General features: G+C 63.9%; 12 protein-coding genes and 1 tRNA gene. 7 read left to right on the forward strand and 6 right to left on the reverse strand.

Annotation, left to right across the window (positions count from 1 at the left end):
* Positions 1-34: 34 nt before the first annotated feature.
* A complete protein-coding gene (gene ppdK, locus LB568_RS02995) occupies positions 35-2,713 on the reverse strand; it encodes a pyruvate, phosphate dikinase (RefSeq protein ID WP_224729016.1) in 2,679 nt (892 codons plus the stop codon).
* 225 nt (positions 2,714-2,938) lie between these two features.
* On the opposite strand from ppdK, the gene LB568_RS03000 reads away from it, so the two are divergent.
* From LB568_RS03000 to LB568_RS03010, 3 genes are all read left to right on the forward strand, one after another.
* A complete protein-coding gene (locus tag LB568_RS03000) occupies positions 2,939-3,283 on the forward strand; it encodes a VOC family protein (protein ID WP_224729017.1) in 345 nt (114 codons plus the stop codon).
* Between the two features lie 117 nt (positions 3,284-3,400).
* A tRNA-Gln gene (locus LB568_RS03005) sits at positions 3,401-3,475 on the forward strand.
* Between the two features lie 320 nt (positions 3,476-3,795).
* The gene (locus LB568_RS03010) at positions 3,796-5,886 is read left to right on the forward strand and encodes an O-antigen ligase family protein (RefSeq protein WP_224729018.1); all 2,091 of its coding nucleotides are present in this window, start codon (positions 3,796-3,798) and stop codon (positions 5,884-5,886) included.
* A 6-nt stretch (positions 5,887-5,892) separates the two neighbouring features.
* Here LB568_RS03010 and smc read toward each other — a convergent pair whose 3' ends face one another.
* From smc to LB568_RS03025, 3 genes are all read right to left on the reverse strand, one after another.
* Complete coding sequence (gene smc, locus LB568_RS03015) at positions 5,893-9,351, reverse strand: chromosome segregation protein SMC (RefSeq protein ID WP_224729019.1); 3,459 nt, start codon at positions 9,349-9,351, stop codon at positions 5,893-5,895.
* Between the two features lie 117 nt (positions 9,352-9,468).
* Positions 9,469-10,212, reverse strand: a complete 744-nt coding sequence (locus LB568_RS03020) for a DsbA family protein (RefSeq protein WP_013896631.1) — start codon at positions 10,210-10,212, stop codon at positions 9,469-9,471.
* A 154-nt stretch (positions 10,213-10,366) separates the two neighbouring features.
* The gene (locus tag LB568_RS03025; protein WP_013896632.1) at positions 10,367-10,876 is read right to left on the reverse strand and encodes a DUF721 domain-containing protein; all 510 of its coding nucleotides are present in this window, start codon (positions 10,874-10,876) and stop codon (positions 10,367-10,369) included.
* A gap of 53 nt (positions 10,877-10,929) precedes the next feature.
* Between LB568_RS03025 and mutY the strand changes: the two genes are divergently transcribed.
* A complete protein-coding gene (gene mutY / locus LB568_RS03030) occupies positions 10,930-12,048 on the forward strand; it encodes an A/G-specific adenine glycosylase (protein ID WP_041164369.1) in 1,119 nt (372 codons plus the stop codon).
* A gap of 10 nt (positions 12,049-12,058) precedes the next feature.
* Entirely contained in the window at positions 12,059-12,670 is a 612-nt protein-coding gene (locus LB568_RS03035; protein ID WP_224729020.1) for an HAD family hydrolase, read from the forward strand.
* Positions 12,671-12,736: 66 nt separating this feature from the next.
* Here LB568_RS03035 and LB568_RS03040 read toward each other — a convergent pair whose 3' ends face one another.
* Complete coding sequence (locus LB568_RS03040) at positions 12,737-13,870, reverse strand: site-specific DNA-methyltransferase (RefSeq protein WP_023764471.1); 1,134 nt, start codon at positions 13,868-13,870, stop codon at positions 12,737-12,739.
* Between the two features lie 180 nt (positions 13,871-14,050).
* On the opposite strand from LB568_RS03040, the gene LB568_RS03045 reads away from it, so the two are divergent.
* A complete protein-coding gene (locus LB568_RS03045; protein ID WP_013896636.1) occupies positions 14,051-14,740 on the forward strand; it encodes an HAD family hydrolase in 690 nt (229 codons plus the stop codon).
* Positions 14,741-14,778: 38 nt separating this feature from the next.
* Here the strand turns inward: LB568_RS03045 and LB568_RS03050 are convergent, their stop codons facing one another.
* Entirely contained in the window at positions 14,779-15,507 is a 729-nt protein-coding gene (locus LB568_RS03050) for a hypothetical protein (RefSeq protein ID WP_140574337.1), read from the reverse strand.
* Between the two features lie 129 nt (positions 15,508-15,636).
* Between LB568_RS03050 and thrC the strand changes: the two genes are divergently transcribed.
* Positions 15,637-17,034 (forward strand): threonine synthase, encoded by a 1,398-nt coding sequence (thrC, locus tag LB568_RS03055; protein ID WP_224729021.1) that lies wholly within the window; start codon positions 15,637-15,639, stop codon positions 17,032-17,034.
* Positions 17,035-17,036: the final 2 nt, after the last annotated feature.

The following is a 17,036-nucleotide window of genomic DNA, read 5'->3' on the forward strand; positions in this document are numbered from 1 at the left end:
TACAAAACCGTAAGCTTCGATCCGGGCTGGCGTCCTATCCGCGCCCGGTCTTCGCCATCTGCACAGCTGCCTGCGCGGCCGCCAGCCTGGCGATCGGCACGCGATAGGGCGAGCACGACACATAGTCGAGCCCGACCTCCTCGCAAAACCGGATCGATGCCGGGTCGCCGCCATGTTCGCCGCAGATGCCGAGCTTGATGTCGGGCCGCGTCGCCCTGCCCTTTTGCGCAGCCATGCGCACCAGTTCGCCGACACCATCGATGTCGAGCGAGACGAACGGATCCTGCTCGATGATGCCCTTCTGGCGGTAGGTCTCCAGGAAAGAGGCAGCATCGTCACGCGAAATGCCGAAAGTGGTCTGGGTAAGGTCGTTGGTGCCGAAGGAGAAGAACTCGGCTGTAGCGGCGATGACATGGGCCCGGATCGCCGCGCGGGGGAGCTCAATCATGGTTCCAGTCAGATAGTCGATTTTGACGCCGGTCTCGTCCATGACGCTCTTGGCGACCGCGTCGATGCGCGCCTTCACGTAATCGAGTTCCTTCACCAGGCCGACCAGCGGCACCATGATCTCGGGAACCACCAGCGCGCCGGCCTTCTTGCCGGCCTCGACGGCGGCCTCGAAGATGGCGCGCGCCTGCATCTCGGCGATCTCGGGATAAGAGACGGCCAGCCGGCAGCCGCGATGGCCGAGCATCGGGTTGAATTCATGCAGGGCGTCGGTGCGCTGCCGGAGCTTGTCCGGCGACACGTTCATGGCGGCGGCGACTTCGGCCACCTCCTCCTCGGTCTTGGGCAGGAATTCGTGCAGCGGCGGGTCGAGCAGGCGGATCGTCACCGGCAGGCCGGCCATGATCTCGAAGAGTTCCAGAAAATCCGAGCGCTGCATCGGCAGAAGCTTGGCAAGGGCGGTGCGGCGGTCCTTCTCGGTGTCGGCCAGGATCATCTCGCGCATGGCGACGATGCGAGCGCCGTCGAAGAACATGTGCTCGGTGCGGCAAAGTCCGATGCCCTCCGCGCCGAAGGAGCGCGCCATGCGGGCATCGAGCGGCGTTTCGGCATTGGTGCGCACCTTCATGCGCCGCACCGCGTCCGCCCATTCCATGATGGCGGCGAAATCGCCTGAGAGTTCGGGCTGCAGCATCGCCACGGCGCCCTTCAGCACCTGGCCGTTGCCGCCATCGATGGTGATGATGTCGCCCTTGCGGAAAGTCTGCCCCATCGAGAGCAGCGTGCCGGCCTTGTAGTCGACGCGCAGCGAGCCGGCGCCGGAGACGCAGGGCTTGCCCATGCCGCGTGCGACGACGGCGGCATGGCTGGTCATGCCGCCGCGCGTGGTCAGGATGCCTTCCGCCGCATGCATGCCATGTATGTCCTCGGGGCTGGTCTCGATGCGCACAAGGATCGCCTTGCGCCCTTGCGCCTTCAGATCCTCGGCATCGCCGGAGGAAAAGACGATCTCGCCGGTGGCAGCGCCTGGAGATGCCGGCAGGCCGACGCCGATGACGTCTCGCGCGGCCTTCGGGTCGATGGTCGGGTGCAGCAATTGGTCGAGCGAGGCTGGATCGATGCGGGCGACTGCTTCCTCCTTTGTGATCAGGCCGTCCCTGGCCATTTCGACGGCGATCTTCAGCGCCGCCTTGGCGGTGCGCTTGCCGGACCGGGTCTGCAGCATCCACAACTTGCCGCGCTCGATGGTGAATTCGAGGTCCTGCATGTCGCGGTAGTGCTTTTCCAGGCTGTCGGAGATCGTCACGAAGGACTGGAAGGCGTCGGGCATCAGCTTCTGCAAGGACGGCTTGTCGGAGCCGGCGGCTATGCGTGCCGCCTCGGTGATGTTCTGCGGCGTGCGGATGCCGGCGACGACATCCTCGCCCTGCGCATTGACCAGGAACTCGCCATAGAGCTGCTTTTCGCCGGTCGACGGATTGCGGGTGAAGGCGACGCCGGTGGCCGAGGTCTCGCCCATGTTGCCGAACACCATGGCCTGGACATTGACCGCCGTACCCCAGCTTTCGGGGATGTCGTGCAGGCGCCGGTAGGTGATGGCGCGGTTGTTCATCCAGCTCGAAAACACGGCGCCAATGGCTCCCCAGAGCTGCTCATGCGGATCCTGCGGGAAGGGTTTGCCGAGCTCCTCCTCGACCTTGGCCTTGTAGAGTGCGATCACGCCTTGCCATTCGATGGCCGTCAGTTCGGTGTCGAGTTCGTGGCCGAGGCTCGCCTTCTGGTCTTCCAGGATTTCCTCGAACACTTCGTGATCGAGACCCATGACCACATCGGAATACATCTGGATGAAGCGGCGATAGCTGTCATAGGCAAAGCGCGCATCGCCGGAATCGCCGGCCAGCGCCTCGACGGTCTCGTCGTTCAAGCCGAGATTGAGCACGGTATCCATCATGCCAGGCATCGAGGCGCGGGCCCCGGAACGCACCGACACCAGCAGCAGCTTCGACGGGTCGCCGAACCGGCGGCCGGTCAGCTGGCCAATGTGGTCGAGCGCGACCGCGACATCGGCTTCCAGGCCCGCCGGGTAGGCGCGGGCGTTCGCATAGTAGGCGTTGCAGACCTCGGTGGTGATGGTGAAGCCCGGCGGCACCGGCAAGCCAAGGCTGCACATTTCGGCCAGATTGGCGCCCTTGCCGCCCAGCAGATTCCTGTCGCTGGCACGGCCTTCCGCCGCACCATCGCCAAAGGTGAAAACCCATTTGGTCATGCTTGCTCTCCGGTTGCGGGAGATTGGAAAGGTTGACGAAACCAATGGTTCCGCCGCGTCCGACCTTGGAGCGATATGATGCTGCAGTGCGAAAGGCAAGGTGCCGGCAAAGTCGTCCGACGCCTACAATCGATTAAGAAAAAGCGATGTCCAAGGGTGCGGCAAAAAAGACTTGCCACCTCACTACGCCCCCACTAGAACATAAAGGGAACAAAGGGGTATCCCATGAAACAGGATGGAAAACTCGACTATCTGGAAATGCCGGCGACCGGCGGGACGCTGGACCGGCTGAAGGGTTTCTACAGTTCCGCCTTCGCCTGGTCGTTCACCGACTACGGGGCGACTTATTCGGCCTTTGCTGAAGGGTGGGACGGAGGTTTTCAGGCCGAGGCCGAGGAAGCACCGGCCAAGCCCCTGCCCGTGCTCTACAGCAGGGATCTGGAGAAAACCCTGCGCGCCGTGGAAAGTGCCGGCGGCACGATCGTCAAGCCGATCTTCTCATTCCCCGGCGGCCGGCGTTTCCACTTTGTCGATCCGGCCGGCAACGAGTTGGCAGTGTGGAGCGAATAGCGCTTCACATGGTCGGCAGCACCATGCCGTGCAGGGCGTTCTCGGCATCGCTTATAAGCATTGTGCTTTTCGGCTGCTCTGCTAATAACGCGCCGCACAAGCGACTCTGACGGCTATTGGGGCGTCGCCAAGTGGTAAGGCATCGGTTTTTGGTACCGACATTCCCAGGTTCGAATCCTGGCGCCCCAGCCATTCTCTTAGAGAGTGCTGAAAAAGCCGAGTGTTACAAAACACGCTGATGATCTGCATGGCGTCAGGCCTTTAGAATCAATTTTGCCTGATCCAAGGACTCAAAATCCAAGGCTTCAAGACCGATCCGAATTCCGGCATGAGCGGTTGAAGGGTTGGTAGACGATACGCTGCGGCGGGGAGCTCCGATCAGTCACTTGCCGTCCGCTATTTCTTGGGTCTCTTGCAGAATGTCGCAGTGAGACACAAAAGAGAAGTTGGCCGTCCACACTAGGTCGTCAGGGATTCGACCAAGTGGGATGACGATCCGAAACGGAACTTCAATGAACCTTCCTATCTTCGCCATCAACCTCGATCGGGAGACCTGCCGCTGGAGCGGATTGCTGGCCAGCGCCGAGGCGGCCGGCCTGACCTTGCAGCGCATTGCCGCCGTCGACGGCCGCACACTGCCCAAGGAGGACTGGACGGAGATCGATCTTCCAACCGCGAAAAAGCTGAGCGGGCGCGACATCCTGCCCGGCGAATATGCCTGTTACCGCAGCCATATCCAGGCGCTGGAAACGTTCCTAGCCGGTGGCAGCGCCCATGGCCTAATAGTCGAGGACGACGTCCTGTTCGGCGAAGATACCATACGACGCGTCGAGGCCATCATCGCCGCGGTGCCGGATTTCGACGTTATCAAGCTGACTAACCATCGCATGAGCTTCTTCATGCGCGCCGTGAAGACGACGCAAGGTGACGAGATCGGTCGCGCCCTGCATGGCCCGCAGGGGTCGGCCGCCGCCTATCTGGTGACGCGGGAGGGCGCGAAGGGGCTATTGTCGGCGCTCGCGGTAATGAAAATGCCGTGGGACGTCGCGCTCGAACGCTTTTGGGATACCGGCCTGAAAGTCTATTCGGTCCGCCAAAACCTGCTTGGCTTTGCCAAGAGCAGTGCAATATCAGGCATAGCCGGCCCCTCGGGCAGCTACAAATCCGCAAGGCTTGGCGGGTGGAGCCGGCTGAGCGCCGGCATGTCACGAGCCTGGGACGAGCTGCGCCGCCTGCATCACGTGTTTTTGCGGCCGCCCTTGCCGAAGGAAATCCCGGACTACGCGAGGGACGACGTGCCGCGCAGCACCTTGCTGCAGTTCCTTGCGGCATTCGCCATTCTCGCGCTTGCCTCTGCAGTCTGGCGCGAGGCCGACACCTACCGCTTTGCGGGGATGGCGCTTGCCGTGGTCGCCGCGATCCGCTGGCTCAGGGTGGATCTGTGGACCTACAGCAAGCCGCTGATCGGATGGGTCGGCGGCCTGTGCGTGGGTTGGTCGCTGTATGTCTTCATCCGGCTGGCGATCGTCTATTTCGACAGCCACCAATTGGGCGGCGCCGAAGGCATCTACCTGTTTCCGCTGTTTTATGCGACGACAGGCTTCGCGTTTCTGCTGTTCGTCAGGCGGCCCGAGCGGCTCGTCCTGTGGTTCATGATCCTCAGCCTTGTCTTCCTGGCGGCGGATACAGGCTATTCGGACATCCTTCATGGCACCAGGCCAGTGCCGTGGCTTTTCAACAATCCCATTCATGCATCGTTGGCGGCTGGTTTCATCTTCCTCTGCACGCTGCAGTTCATCGCCCACACCGCTCAGAGAACGGACCTGAGCACCACAACCAGGAGCATGTACTGGGCGCTGTCGGCAGCCGTACTGCTGTTCGCCCTCGTCAACATCATCGCGCTGCGGTCAAAGGGTGTCTGGCTCGCGCTGGCGCTCGTGCTCGTCTTGTTGGCAGTCATGATCCTGGCGAGAGGCCATCGCCGCGAACTGATGGTCGGGGGCGGCGTGCTGGGAATAGTGGCGGCCGGCGTTGTCGCCGCGCAAGGCATCTTCTGGTCCACTGCCGGCGACACCATGATCTTCGTCAGAAGCCTGGTTTCGGACGTCTTGAGCCATGGCGTACTGCCAGCCTTCGACCGCGCCATCGCCAGCAACACGGTTCCGCTTGCGGCCAAGGAACGGCTGATGCTGTGGGCCGACGCGCTCGATATCTGGAAACGCCACCCGATCTTCGGAGCCAGTTCCAGCTGGCTCACCGAATGGCAGAACAGAACCTATCATCCGATGATCTTCAACGTTTTCCACAACGGCTATCTGGAAATAGGTGTGCGCTATGGTGTGGTCGGGCTGGCGTTCTTCGCGTTTCTCTACATCTGGTCGTCCAGGCAGGTTCTGCTGGCCGTGCGGGCCAGGTTGATCGCTCCGGCCGTATGGCCTTGCTACCTCTCGACGCTGGTCTTCTTCGCCATCAGCATCCTTAGCAATTCGAACAACCGGCTGTCGATGGGCGAGGGATTCATGTGGTTCGCCGCCGCGTTCGGCTTCTATTGCTTCTACCTTCGCCAGCAAAACGACCTTGTCGCGCCGAGAACCTATTTCTAGACGGGCTCAGCTCGCCTCGCGCATGGCCTCGGCGGCCTGCAGGTCGACCGAAACGAGCTGGCTGACGCCCTGCTCGGCCATGGTCACGCCGAACAGCCGGTCCATGCGCGCCATGGTGATCGGGTTGTGGGTGATGATGACGAACCGCGTCTCGGTGGTTTTGGCCATCTCATCCATGAGGTTGCAGAAGCGTTCGACATTGTGGTCGTCGAGCGGCGCGTCGACTTCGTCGAGCACGCAGATCGGCGCAGGGTTGGTCAGGAACACGGCGAAGATCAGCGACATCGCCGTCAGCGCCTGCTCGCCGCCCGACAGCAGTGTCATGGTCTGCGGCTTCTTGCCAGGCGGGCGGGCCAGGATTTCGAGCCCCGCCTCGAGCGGATCCTCGGATTCGATCAGCTGCAATTCCGCCGTCCCGCCACCGAACAGATGCGAGAACAACCGCTGGAAGTGGCTGTTGACGACATCGAAGGCGGCCAGCAGCCGCTCGCGGCCTTCGCGGTTGAGGCTCTGGATCGCTTGCCTGAGCTTGCGGATCGCCTCGATGATGTCCTCGCGCTCGGAGACGATTGCCTCCAGTCGGTCGGACAGCTCCTTCTGTTCTTCCTCGGCGCGCAAATTGACGGCGCCGAGCCGTTCGCGTTCGATCTTCAGCCGGTCGAGCTGGCGTTCGATCTCGCCCATTTCAGGCATCGGATCGTCGGCTTCCAGGCCGGTATGGCGGATCACCAGATGCGGCGGCGTGTTCAGCGTTTCCTGGATGCGCGCCTCGATCTCCAGCCGGCGCTCGTCGGCCGCGGTCAGCCGTTCCTCGGCGCGGACGCGGGTCTCGCGGGCCTCGGCCAGCGACTGGATGGCGCCGGTGGCCGCCTTGTCCAATTCGGCCTGCCTGCTTTCCGCTTCCTGCAGGCGGTCGGCGGCCGCCTTGCGCAAGGTTTCGGCCTCGGTGAGTTGCGACAGCAGCGCGCGCCGTTTGGCATCGATTTCGTCGGGGGCGTCGGCCAGCCGCTCGCGCTCCGCCTCGGCCTCGGCCTTGCGCTCGCTGAGCGATGCGATCTGCGTCGAGGCATTTTCGGCGCGTACCAGCCAATTGCTGCGTTCGGCGCCGATGGCATCGAGCCGGCGTGCGCGCGCCTCGGCTTCGCGCCGCAGCCCCTCATGGACGGCACGGGCGTCGGCAAGGGTGGCGCGGTCGCGGGCGACATTGGCCGAGGACTGTTCGAGCTGCAATTGCAGGTCGCCGAGATCAGGCGCGTCCTGCAGCAGCATCTCGGCCTCGACGAAGGCAGCCGACGTCTCCTCATGGCTGTCGACGATACGGGCACGCGCCTCATCGAGTGCCGCGCGCCGGCTCGACAATTCGCCGCCGGCTTTCTCGGCCTCGGCCAACGCGTTGCGGGCGGCATCCAGCCGATGCTGGGCGTCGCGTCCGGCCTGGCGTGTGTTGCGCTCGGCCTCACTGGCCAAGCGAAGCGCCTGTTCGGCCTCAGCCAAATTCTCCTCGGCGTGACGCAGGACGAGCGTCGCCTGCACCGCCTCCGCATCGAGCTCCGCAAGCCGGTTCTTCTGCGCCAGGCGTTGCGCCGCGGCGGTCGGCGCATCGGCGCTGGCGGCAAGTCCGTCCCAGCGCCAGAGCGCGCCCTCGCGGCTGACCAGCCTCTGGCCGGGCGCGAGCAGTGCCTGCAGCCGGCGGCCGTCCGCGGCTTCGACAATGCCGATCTGCGCCAGGCGGCGGGCAAGCTGCGCCGGGGCGCGAACCACGCTGGCAAGGTTTTTGATGCCTTCGGGCAGGGGCGCGTCGCCGGGCTGGATCGCGCTTTCACCCCAGTGCACCGGTGCGCTGCGGTCGAGCGGAACGTCGAGGTCTTCGCCAAGGGCGGCGCCCAGCGCCGTTTCGAAACCGCGTTCGACGCTGATCTGTTCCAGCACGGAGGGGAAAAGATCGCCGCTGGCGGCGTTCAGGATCTTGGCCAGCGTGCGCGCTTCGGTCTCGATCCGCGCCAGTTCGGCCCTGGCGTCCTGAAGCGGCGGCCGGGCGGTGCTTTCCGCGGCGCGGGCATCGATGACCGACTGTTCGGCTTGCGCCACGGCGGCTTCGGCCTCCTCCAGCAGCGCCATGGCCTGTTCGACCAGCACGCGCTTTTCGGCCGGATCCGGCAGGCCGGCCACCTTGGAGAGGATGTCCGACAATTCGCGGTCGACCTCGGCGAGCTGGCGGGCGAAGCGGTCGCGGCGCTCGGCGGTCTCGCGCAAAGTCCGTTCGATCTGATGGCGCGAGGCGGCGGCCTCGGCCCGTTCGGCGGTCAGCGTGGCCAGTTTGGCTTCGCTGCCGGCAAGCATCGATGCAGCCTGCTCGAATGCCGCGCGGGTGGTGGCCTCGCGCTCGGCGGCGCCGGCATTCTCGGAATTCAGCGTGGCTTCCTCGGTGCGCAGGCGCTCGAGAACGTCGGCATTGTCGCGCACCATCCGCTCCTCGCGGGCGATGTCGCCGTCGAGCTGCTGCAAACGCCGCTCGAGTTCGGCCTGGCGGGCGCGGATGCGGCCCGCCTCTTCCTCGATCTGCGACCTGGCGATCGACAGGCGCTGGAAAGCAGCGGCGGCGGCGGCTTCAGCGTCGCGCAGGTCGGGCAAGCGATGGGCAGCGATGCCCTGCTCCTTGGCCGCGTTCATCTGCGCGGCGGCGCGGTCGCCGACCAGTGCCGTGGCGACAGCCAGCGCCGAGCGCGCCTCGCCTTCCTGTGTCTTGGCCAGCGTCCAGCGCAGGTGCAGCAATGTCGCTTCGGCCTTGCGGATGTCGGCCGACAGGTTCTTGAAACGGGATGCTTGGCGCGCCTGGCGTTTCAGGCTTTCGATCTGGCTTTCGAGCTCGCCGACGACATCGTCCAGGCGTTCGAGGTTTTGTTCGGCCGCCTTCAGCCGCAGTTCGGCTTCGTGGCGGCGTGTGTGCAGGCCGGAAATGCCGGCCGCCTCTTCGAGCAGCGCGCGACGCGCCTGCGGCTTGGCCTGGATCAGTTCGCCGATACGGCCCTGGCCTACCATCGACGGCGAGCGCGCGCCGGTCGACTGGTCGGCGAACAGAAGCTGCACGTCCTTGGCACGCGCTTCCTTGCCGTTGATGCGGTAGAGCGAACCGGCCTCGCGCTCGATGCGTCGCGATACCTGCAATTCGTCGGCATCGTTGAAGGCGGCGGGCGCGGAACGGTCGCTGTTGTCGAGGAAAAGCGTGACCTCGGCGGTGTTGCGCGCGGGCCGGGTGCCCGAACCGGAAAAGATCACGTCGTCCATGCCGGACGCGCGCATGTTCTTGTAGGAGCTTTCGCCCATCACCCAGCGCAGCGCCTCGACCAGGTTCGACTTGCCGCAGCCGTTCGGCCCGACAATGCCCGTCAGGCCGCGTTCGATGACGAACTCGCCGGGCTCGACGAACGACTTGAAGCCGAGAAGGCGGAGGCGCGAAAACTTCATTCACGCGCCTCACAGGCGGGTTCCGCGAAAGTGTTCCGCGGTTTTGCGACAAGAAACCGCGTCAAAACGCTAGAGCGGGCAGCGCCGGAGCGCTGCCGCTTCAGCGCTGAGCCGATGTCAGAGCAGAGGGTCGATGATGGCCGATATTTCCTCAATCGACATCGCCCCTTTGTAGGTCTTACCGTTGATGAAGAAGGTCGGTGTCGAGTCGACCTTGAATTCATTGGCGCCGCGCTTCTGGACCGATCTCACATCGTCCAGAAGTTTCTGGTCCGTCAAGCAGGCCTCGAAGGACTCCTGTGTAAAACCGGCAAGCTTCGAGATTTGCAGCAGCGCATCCTTGGTGTTCTGGACGCCAACCCAGTTCGCTTGCTGCCGAAACAGCACGTCGACCATCGGAAAATAGTTATCCTTGGCGCAGCGCGCCAGCATGAAACCGGCTTCCGCGCTCGGATCGAACGGAAATTCGCGCAGGATGTAGCGGGCCTTGCCGGTATCGATGTACTTCGTCTTCAGTTCCGGGAAGGTGGTCTCGGCGAAATGTGCGCAATGCGGGCAGGTCATCGAGGCGTATTCGACGATGGTGACCTTGGCGTCGTCCTTGCCGAGCTGCTTGTCGGGCAGCGCGCCCGGCTTCAACAGTTCCGCCATGTCGACGGTTCCCTGCGCTTCCGGCACCTGGACCGCCGCCGGCGTGGCCGGCTTTGCCGGAGTGGCCGGGTCAGCAGGCTTCACATCCGCCGCCTTGGCCTGTTCGCCGGAGTCACTGCAGGCGGCGAGCAGGGCGACCGCCGGAATGGCGGCCAGCGAAGACAGGACGTTTCTGCGAGACAGACTTTTGCCGAACGAGGGACGGTTCATACGAATCACCTGACAAGGGTTGAATTTTGCGATGCAAAGGCACGAAAAGGCGAGAGTTGGCGCGAATTAAGGCATCTCCGTCCCCAATCCAATCGCGAAACCTGACAAAGGCGATCACGAATGCGAGATGTTGACGACAAATCCATGACTGCCTTCAAGGGGTTTTCGACTTTTTTTCACCAAGAATGGTCGCGCCAAGCCTTTCCAGCGAGGCGCGCAGTCCTTCATCCTCGATCAATTCGACTGTGCCGGACAATTTCGTCTGCTCCGCCGCCGTCAGGGGCCTGAAGGTCGGCTTGGGCCGTGCCTTATCCGTTGTCACCGGCTTTTGCACGATCCTGATGCGGCCGATGGCGTTGAAGCCAAGAAAGGCATTCACTCTGTTGATGATCTCGCCGGTCTCGTGCTGCAGATGAAGTGCGGCCATGCCTTCGCAGGCGATGACCAGCACGGCCGGCTCGAATGGATCGTCCTCATGCAGGCGGCGCGGCCACTGGATCTTTTCAGGCCGCGAGCGGCTGGCGAGGCGCGGGCCCGCGATCTCTTCCCAGGACTGGACGAGGCCAATCGAGATGCCGGCCCGCTTGCGTAGCACCGGATCGAGGATTTTGGTCGCAAGATCGCTCACCGGGACGGGATTGCCGTAGGGCGTTCTCCCTGCCATGTACGTTCTCCAGCCATCACCCCAGCAGATACCGGCCAGGCCCATACAGATCAATGGCACCAGCAGACCAGACCCGCAAGGCCCAGAGCCACACGACGATGTCGGACGATACCGCGTCGCGCCTGCTCGCCTGGTACGACGTGCACCACCGCGAATTGCCATGGCGCGTGACCCCGCGCGAGCACGCGCGCGGCGCGAGGCCAGACCCCTACCGCATCTGGCTGTCCGAAGTCATGCTGCAGCAGACCACCGTCGAGGCGGTGAAATCCTATTTCCGCGCTTTTGTCGAGAAGTGGCCCGATGTCGAGGCGCTGGCCGCGGCACCGACCGAGGACGTGATGAAGGCCTGGGCGGGGCTCGGCTACTATTCCCGCGCCCGCAATCTCAAGGCCTGCGCCGATCTGGTCGCCGCCCGCGGCGGCCGGTTTCCCGACACGGAGGCCGCCTTGCGAGACCTGCCCGGCATCGGCGCCTATACGTCGGCGGCCATCACGGCGATCGCCTTCGACCGCCCCGCCGCCGTTGTCGACGGCAATGTCGAGCGCGTCATCTCCCGGCTGTTTTCGATCACGACGCCGCTGAGCGAAGCCAAGGGCGAAATCCGCGCCCATGTCGAACGCATGGTGCCGGCGACAAGGCCGGGCGACTTCGCCCAGGCGATGATGGATCTCGGCGCCACGATCTGCACCCCGCGCCGGCCACGCTGCATGCTGTGCCCACTGCGCGAGGACTGCAGCGCCGTCGTTTCAGGCGACCCCGAGCATTTTCCGGTACGCCTGCCGAAAGCCGACAAGCCTCGGCGGCGCGGCGCGGCTTTCGTGGCCATGCGCGATGACGGCGCCATTCTTCTGCGCAAGCGGCCGGACAAGGGCCTGCTCGGCGGCATGACCGAGGTGCCGACGACCGCATGGACCGCGCGGATCGACGGCGCAATCACCGAGGCGGCGGCGCCTTTCCCCGCCAACTGGCGGCATGCCGGTCAGATCGCGCATGTCTTCACCCACTTCGCGCTCGAACTCGATGTCTTTCGTGCCGAGGTGGACAGTGCCGCGCCAGCGGGGCATTTCTGGTCGCTGGCCCATGAAATTTCCGGGGAGGCGCTGCCCACTGTCATGAAAAAGGCAATCGAAGCGGCGATACCCGGCGCGACGAAAAAGCCACGCCCGCATTGAAAGGGGCTCCATGACTGAAATCCGCCACATCGTTTTCGACATCGGCAAGGTGCTGGTCCATTACGATCCCAACATTCCGTTCAGCCGGCTGATTCCCGACGAGACGGAGCGGAAATGGTTCTTCGACAATGTCTGCACGCATGACTGGAACATCGAGCAGGACCGCGGCCGCACCTGGGAAGAGGCAGAGGCGCTTGCCATCGCGGAACATCCGGATCACGCGGAAAACATCCGCAATTTCCGTCGCCACTGGCACGAAATGGCACCGCATGCCTACGACGACAGTGTCGCCATCCTGGAGAGGCTTATCGACACCGGCCACGACGTGACGCTGCTGACCAATTGGGCCGCCGATACGTTCGTCGAGGCACGGGGCCGTTTTCCATTCCTCGATCGCCCACGCGGCATAACGGTGTCCGCCGAGATCGGCCTGATCAAGCCCGATCGCAGGATCTACGATCATCACGTCGCCTCATTCGGCCTCGAACCGTCGGCGTCGCTGTTCATCGACGACAGCCAGAAGAATGTCGACGGCGCCAGGGCGGCGGGCTGGCAAGCGGTGCTGTTCACCGACGCCAGGACGCTTCAAGCAGACCTTGAGCGCTTCGGAATCAAGGCGTGATCTGAATCGCTTCCGGCAATCCGCTGAGATTTTGAATCAACGCAAAATTGCACGGGCGGCAGGGGTTCAGCCCCCTGCCCGCTCCATGCCCAGCCTGGCGATGCGGCGAAGTTCGTCGATCGGGGTCAAACCGCCGCTGCGCTCATAGTGCCAGAAGGTCCAGCCGTTGCAGGCGTCCAACCCCTGCACTTCGGCTCCGATCTTGTGGATCGAGCCGGCACTGTCGCCGATCGCCACCGTGCCGTCGGCGCGCACCTTGGCCGCCCAACGCTTCTTGGCGTCGTAGAGCGTCGCACCCGGAACCATCAGCCCGGTGTCAATCAGGCTGACGAAGGCGACGCGGGGCTCGGCGCGCTTGCCGGTCAGCACTGTCAGGTCGGCATCTTCCAGCGGCCGCACGGCGTCGATGCGCTCGTTGGCGGCATCGATATAGGCCTGCTCGCGCTCGATGCCGACGAAATGGCGGCCAAGACGCTTGGCCACGGCACCGGTCGTGCCGGAGCCGAAGAAGGGGTCGAGCACGATGTCGCCCGGCTTGGTCGAGGCCATCATGATGCGAGCCAGCAGCGCCTCCGGCTTCTGCGTCGGATGCAATTTGTCGCCATTGTCGTTCTTCAGCCGCTCGCCACCGGTGCAGATCGGGAACAGCCAGTCGGAACGCATCTGGATGTCGTCATTCGACGCCTTGAGCGCCTCGTAATTGAACGTATAGCCCTTGCCCTTCTGGTCGCGCGAGGCCCAGATCATGGTCTCATGCGCGTTCTGGAAGCGGCGCCCGCGAAAATTCGGCATCGGATTGGTCTTGCGCCAAACGACGTCGTTGAGGATCCAGAAGCCCAGGTCCTGCATCTTGGCGCCGACCCGAAAGATGTTGTGATAGGAGCCGATGACCCAGATCGTGCCATTCGGCTTCAGCACGCGGCGCGCCGCCAGCAGCCAGGCGCGGGTGAAGGCGTCGTAGGCCTCGAAGCTCTCGAACTGGTCCCAGTCGTCGTCGACCGCGTCGACCTTGGACTGGTCGGGGCGGTGCAGGTCGCCGTCGAGCTGCAGATTGTAGGGTGGATCGGCGAAGATGACGTCGATCGACTTCTCGGGCAGGCGGTCGAGGGCCGCGACGCAGTCGCCCTTGAGGATCGTGTCCAGCCATTCGGATTGCTGGGGAGCAAGCGAAAGCTCGTCGAGAAGACGCACTGCAGACATTTTTACACCCCAGGCACACGTTACTGTTTTTACTGTCTGTTATGGTTACCGATCAGCGTAAATATTCGGTGAAGGCCGACGCAACGACCTGCCGGGTTTGCGAAGGCGGTGCCATTGGTGTATGCCGCGCCGCCTGAGCCCGTAGCGGCCATCCCTCCATCCTCCTTGTCCCGGATCCTCATGCCCCAGCCAGATCTTGTCATCTTCGATTGCGACGGCGTGCTCGTCGATTCCGAAATCATCGCCGCGCGGGTCGAGGCCGAGCTGATAACCCTGGCCGGATACGAGGTCTCGGCCGAGGAAATCGCCGAGACCTATGCCGGCCTGACCTTCAAGGACATTTTGATGCGGATCGAGGAGAAGTCCAAAATCCCGTTCCAGGTGTCGCTGATCGATCGCGCCGAAGAACTGGTCGACCGGAAGCTGCGCAGCGACGTGCGTGCCATCGAAGGCGTGCGCGAGGCGGTTGCATCGGTCACGACGCAACGCTGCATCTGCTCCAATTCACGCTCGGAGCGAATAGAATTCATGCTGGAGAAGGTGCACCTGCTGCCGTTTTTCGCCGGCCGCATCTTCTCGGCGCTGGAAACGCCCACCGGCAAAACCAAGCCGGCTCCAGACGTCTTCCTGTTGGCGGCGGAGAAACTCAACGCCAAGCCGGCGAACACTTTCGTCATCGAGGATTCCGTGCACGGCGTCCATGGCGCCAGGGCCGCCGGCATGCGCGTGATCGGCTTCACCGGCGCCAGCCACAGCTACCCCGGCCATGCCGATGCGTTGACGGAAGCCGGCGCCGAGACAGTGATCCGTCGCTGGGCGGAACTGAAAAGCGTGATCGCCGCGCTGTCGGAGTGGTCGGCGGACGCCTGACAAGCGTCCAGCCCGATGCATGCGGGTCTAAAGGCCGCTCAGTTGGTCGCTGCCGCCCGCTTCCTGTGGGTCTTCTTCGGCTTGTCCGTCGTCGTCTTGGGCGCGGTTTCGTCATAACCGGCATAGGCCTGATAGTCCTGGGCGGTCGGCGCCGGCACCACCACATTGGAATCGGTGAAGACGAACTGGGTGGCGACCGAGGGATCGGTGACCTGGACCTGATATTGGTGAATCTGCGAGTAGAGCACGTCGGTGCCGTGCATCACCGCGGTGCGGATCGGCATGGTGATGGTTCCGGGCGAGAACTTCGGCCCCGGCACGATCTTGCCGGCGACCGCGATCTTCATCGTCAGCTGCCCGTCGGCACGGCTGCAATCGCGCGTCACGTCGGCGATCGACGCCTGATAGATGATCCTCGCCGAATCGTCCGGCGGAGTGGCTGCGGCGGCGTCGGCCGCAGCCTGGGCGGCAGCGTCGGCCTCGGCGTCGCCGGTCTTCTTGAGCTTCGGCTTGGGCTTCCGAGCTTCGTTGGCATAGGTGTTGAAGAAGGCCGTGCCGTCACGCACCGTCACTCTCGGACAATAGGCGTTCAACTGGCTGGCCAGAATCTTGGGGTCCTGCGGCGGTGGCGGCGCGGTCGGGTCCTTCTTGCCGAAACCGAGGTTCAGGATACCGTTGTCGCCCGATTGGCAACCGGCGGCGGCGAGCATAAAGCCAGTAAGCGCCAGACCCGCCACAAAGCGACCGCTGAATGTATGAAACGCCATGAAACTCCCACTTCCCTCTCGCAAAGCTGGTGACGTATATCAACGGCGCGGCAAAAATGCGACTGAGCCAGCGCAGAAATTAACCACCTTGTGGTGAACGGAAAGCCACACGGCAAATGGATCTGTGACATGCAATATGTGAGTACCCGTGGGGAAGCGCCCGCGCTTGGATTTTCCGACGCCGTGCTGGCGGGCCTGGCGCGCGATGGCGGGCTCTATGTGCCGCGCGAGTGGCCGCAGTTTTCGCCGTCCGAGATCCGCGCCATGCGCGGCCTTGCCTATCCCGACCTTGCGATCCGTGTGCTGTCGCCCTTCCTTGGCGGCGAAATCCCGGCGCCGGTCTTCGAGCGCCTGGTGCGTGAAGCCTATGCCACCTTCCGCCACGAGGCCGTCTGCCCGCTGGTGCAGATCGCTCCCAACACCTTCGTCCTCGAACTCTTCCATGGCCCGACGCTGGCTTTCAAGGACGTGGCGATGCAGTTGCTCGCCCGGCTGATGGACCATGTGCTCGCCGAGCGCGACCAGCATGCCACCATCGTCGGCGCCACGTCGGGCGATACCGGCGGGGCGGCCATCGACGCCTTTGCCGGGCGCAGCCGCACCGACATCTTCATCCTCTTCCCGCATGGCCGCGTCTCGCCCGTGCAGCAGCGGCAGATGACGACATCGACCGCGCAGAACGTTCACGCGCTTGCCATCGATGGCAATTTCGACGATTGCCAGGGCCTGCTCAAGGACATGTTCAACGATCACGGCTTTCGCGACCGGGTGGCGCTTTCAGGGGTCAACTCGATCAACTGGGCCCGCATCATGGCCCAGATCGTCTATTATTTCTCCTCGGCCTTGTCGCTCGGAGCGCCGGACAGGCCCGTATCCTTCACCGTGCCGACCGGCAATTTCGGCGATATCTTCGCCGGCTACGCGGCCAAGAAGATGGGCCTGCCGATCGAAAGGCTGGTCATCGCCACCAACGACAACGACATATTGGCGCGCACCTTCGAGACCGGCGAATACCGCACAAAGGGCGTCTTCGCGACCACCTCGCCGTCGATGGACATCCAGGTGTCGTCGAATTTCGAGCGCCTGCTGTTCGAGGCCTCCGGCCGCAATGCCTCGACCGTGCGGCGTTACATGGCCGGGCTCAAGCAGTCGGGTGCTTTCACCATCGAAACCCAGGAAATCACCGGGATGCGATCCGAATTCGACGCCGGCCGCGCCGATATGGACGAAGTCGCGGCCACCATCCGCTCTACGCTTGCAGCGAGCAATTACCTGCTCGATCCGCATACGGCGGCAGCGGTCCACGTCGCCGCAGGCAGGCCCGCCGGTGCCGTGCCGATGGTGGTGCTGGGTACGGCTCATCCGGCAAAGTTTCCAGCCGCGGTCAAGGCCGCCAGCGGTATCCACCCCGCCCTGCCCGCATGGCTAGGCGGGTTGATGAAAGCGGAGGAAAAATACACGGTACTTCCATCCGACCTGAAAATGGTGGAAGATTACGTCAGCCGCCGCGCGCGAGCGGCGCGTTAGGG

Source organism: Mesorhizobium sp. B263B2A (genome assembly GCF_020165775.1).
GTDB classification, from domain to species: Bacteria; Pseudomonadota; Alphaproteobacteria; order Rhizobiales; family Rhizobiaceae; genus Mesorhizobium; species Mesorhizobium opportunistum.

What these genes read in the sequence shown, in the direction of transcription:
- ppdK (WP_224729016.1), bottom strand. Translation starts at nt 2,713, where the DNA reads ATGACCAAATGGGTTTTCACCTTTGGCGATGGTGCGGCGGAAGGCCGT.
- LB568_RS03000 (WP_224729017.1), top strand. Translation starts at nt 2,939, where the DNA reads ATGAAACAGGATGGAAAACTCGACTATCTGGAAATGCCGGCGACCGGC.
- LB568_RS03010 (WP_224729018.1), top strand. Translation starts at nt 3,796, where the DNA reads ATGAACCTTCCTATCTTCGCCATCAACCTCGATCGGGAGACCTGCCGC.
- smc (WP_224729019.1), bottom strand. Translation starts at nt 9,351, where the DNA reads ATGAAGTTTTCGCGCCTCCGCCTTCTCGGCTTCAAGTCGTTCGTCGAG.
- LB568_RS03020 (WP_013896631.1), bottom strand. Translation starts at nt 10,212, where the DNA reads ATGAACCGTCCCTCGTTCGGCAAAAGTCTGTCTCGCAGAAACGTCCTG.
- LB568_RS03025 (WP_013896632.1), bottom strand. Translation starts at nt 10,876, where the DNA reads ATGGCAGGGAGAACGCCCTACGGCAATCCCGTCCCGGTGAGCGATCTT.
- mutY (WP_041164369.1), top strand. Translation starts at nt 10,930, where the DNA reads ATGGCACCAGCAGACCAGACCCGCAAGGCCCAGAGCCACACGACGATG.
- LB568_RS03035 (WP_224729020.1), top strand. Translation starts at nt 12,059, where the DNA reads ATGACTGAAATCCGCCACATCGTTTTCGACATCGGCAAGGTGCTGGTC.
- LB568_RS03040 (WP_023764471.1), bottom strand. Translation starts at nt 13,870, where the DNA reads ATGTCTGCAGTGCGTCTTCTCGACGAGCTTTCGCTTGCTCCCCAGCAA.
- LB568_RS03045 (WP_013896636.1), top strand. Translation starts at nt 14,051, where the DNA reads ATGCCCCAGCCAGATCTTGTCATCTTCGATTGCGACGGCGTGCTCGTC.
- LB568_RS03050 (WP_140574337.1), bottom strand. Translation starts at nt 15,507, where the DNA reads ATGGCGTTTCATACATTCAGCGGTCGCTTTGTGGCGGGTCTGGCGCTT.
- thrC (WP_224729021.1), top strand. Translation starts at nt 15,637, where the DNA reads ATGCAATATGTGAGTACCCGTGGGGAAGCGCCCGCGCTTGGATTTTCC.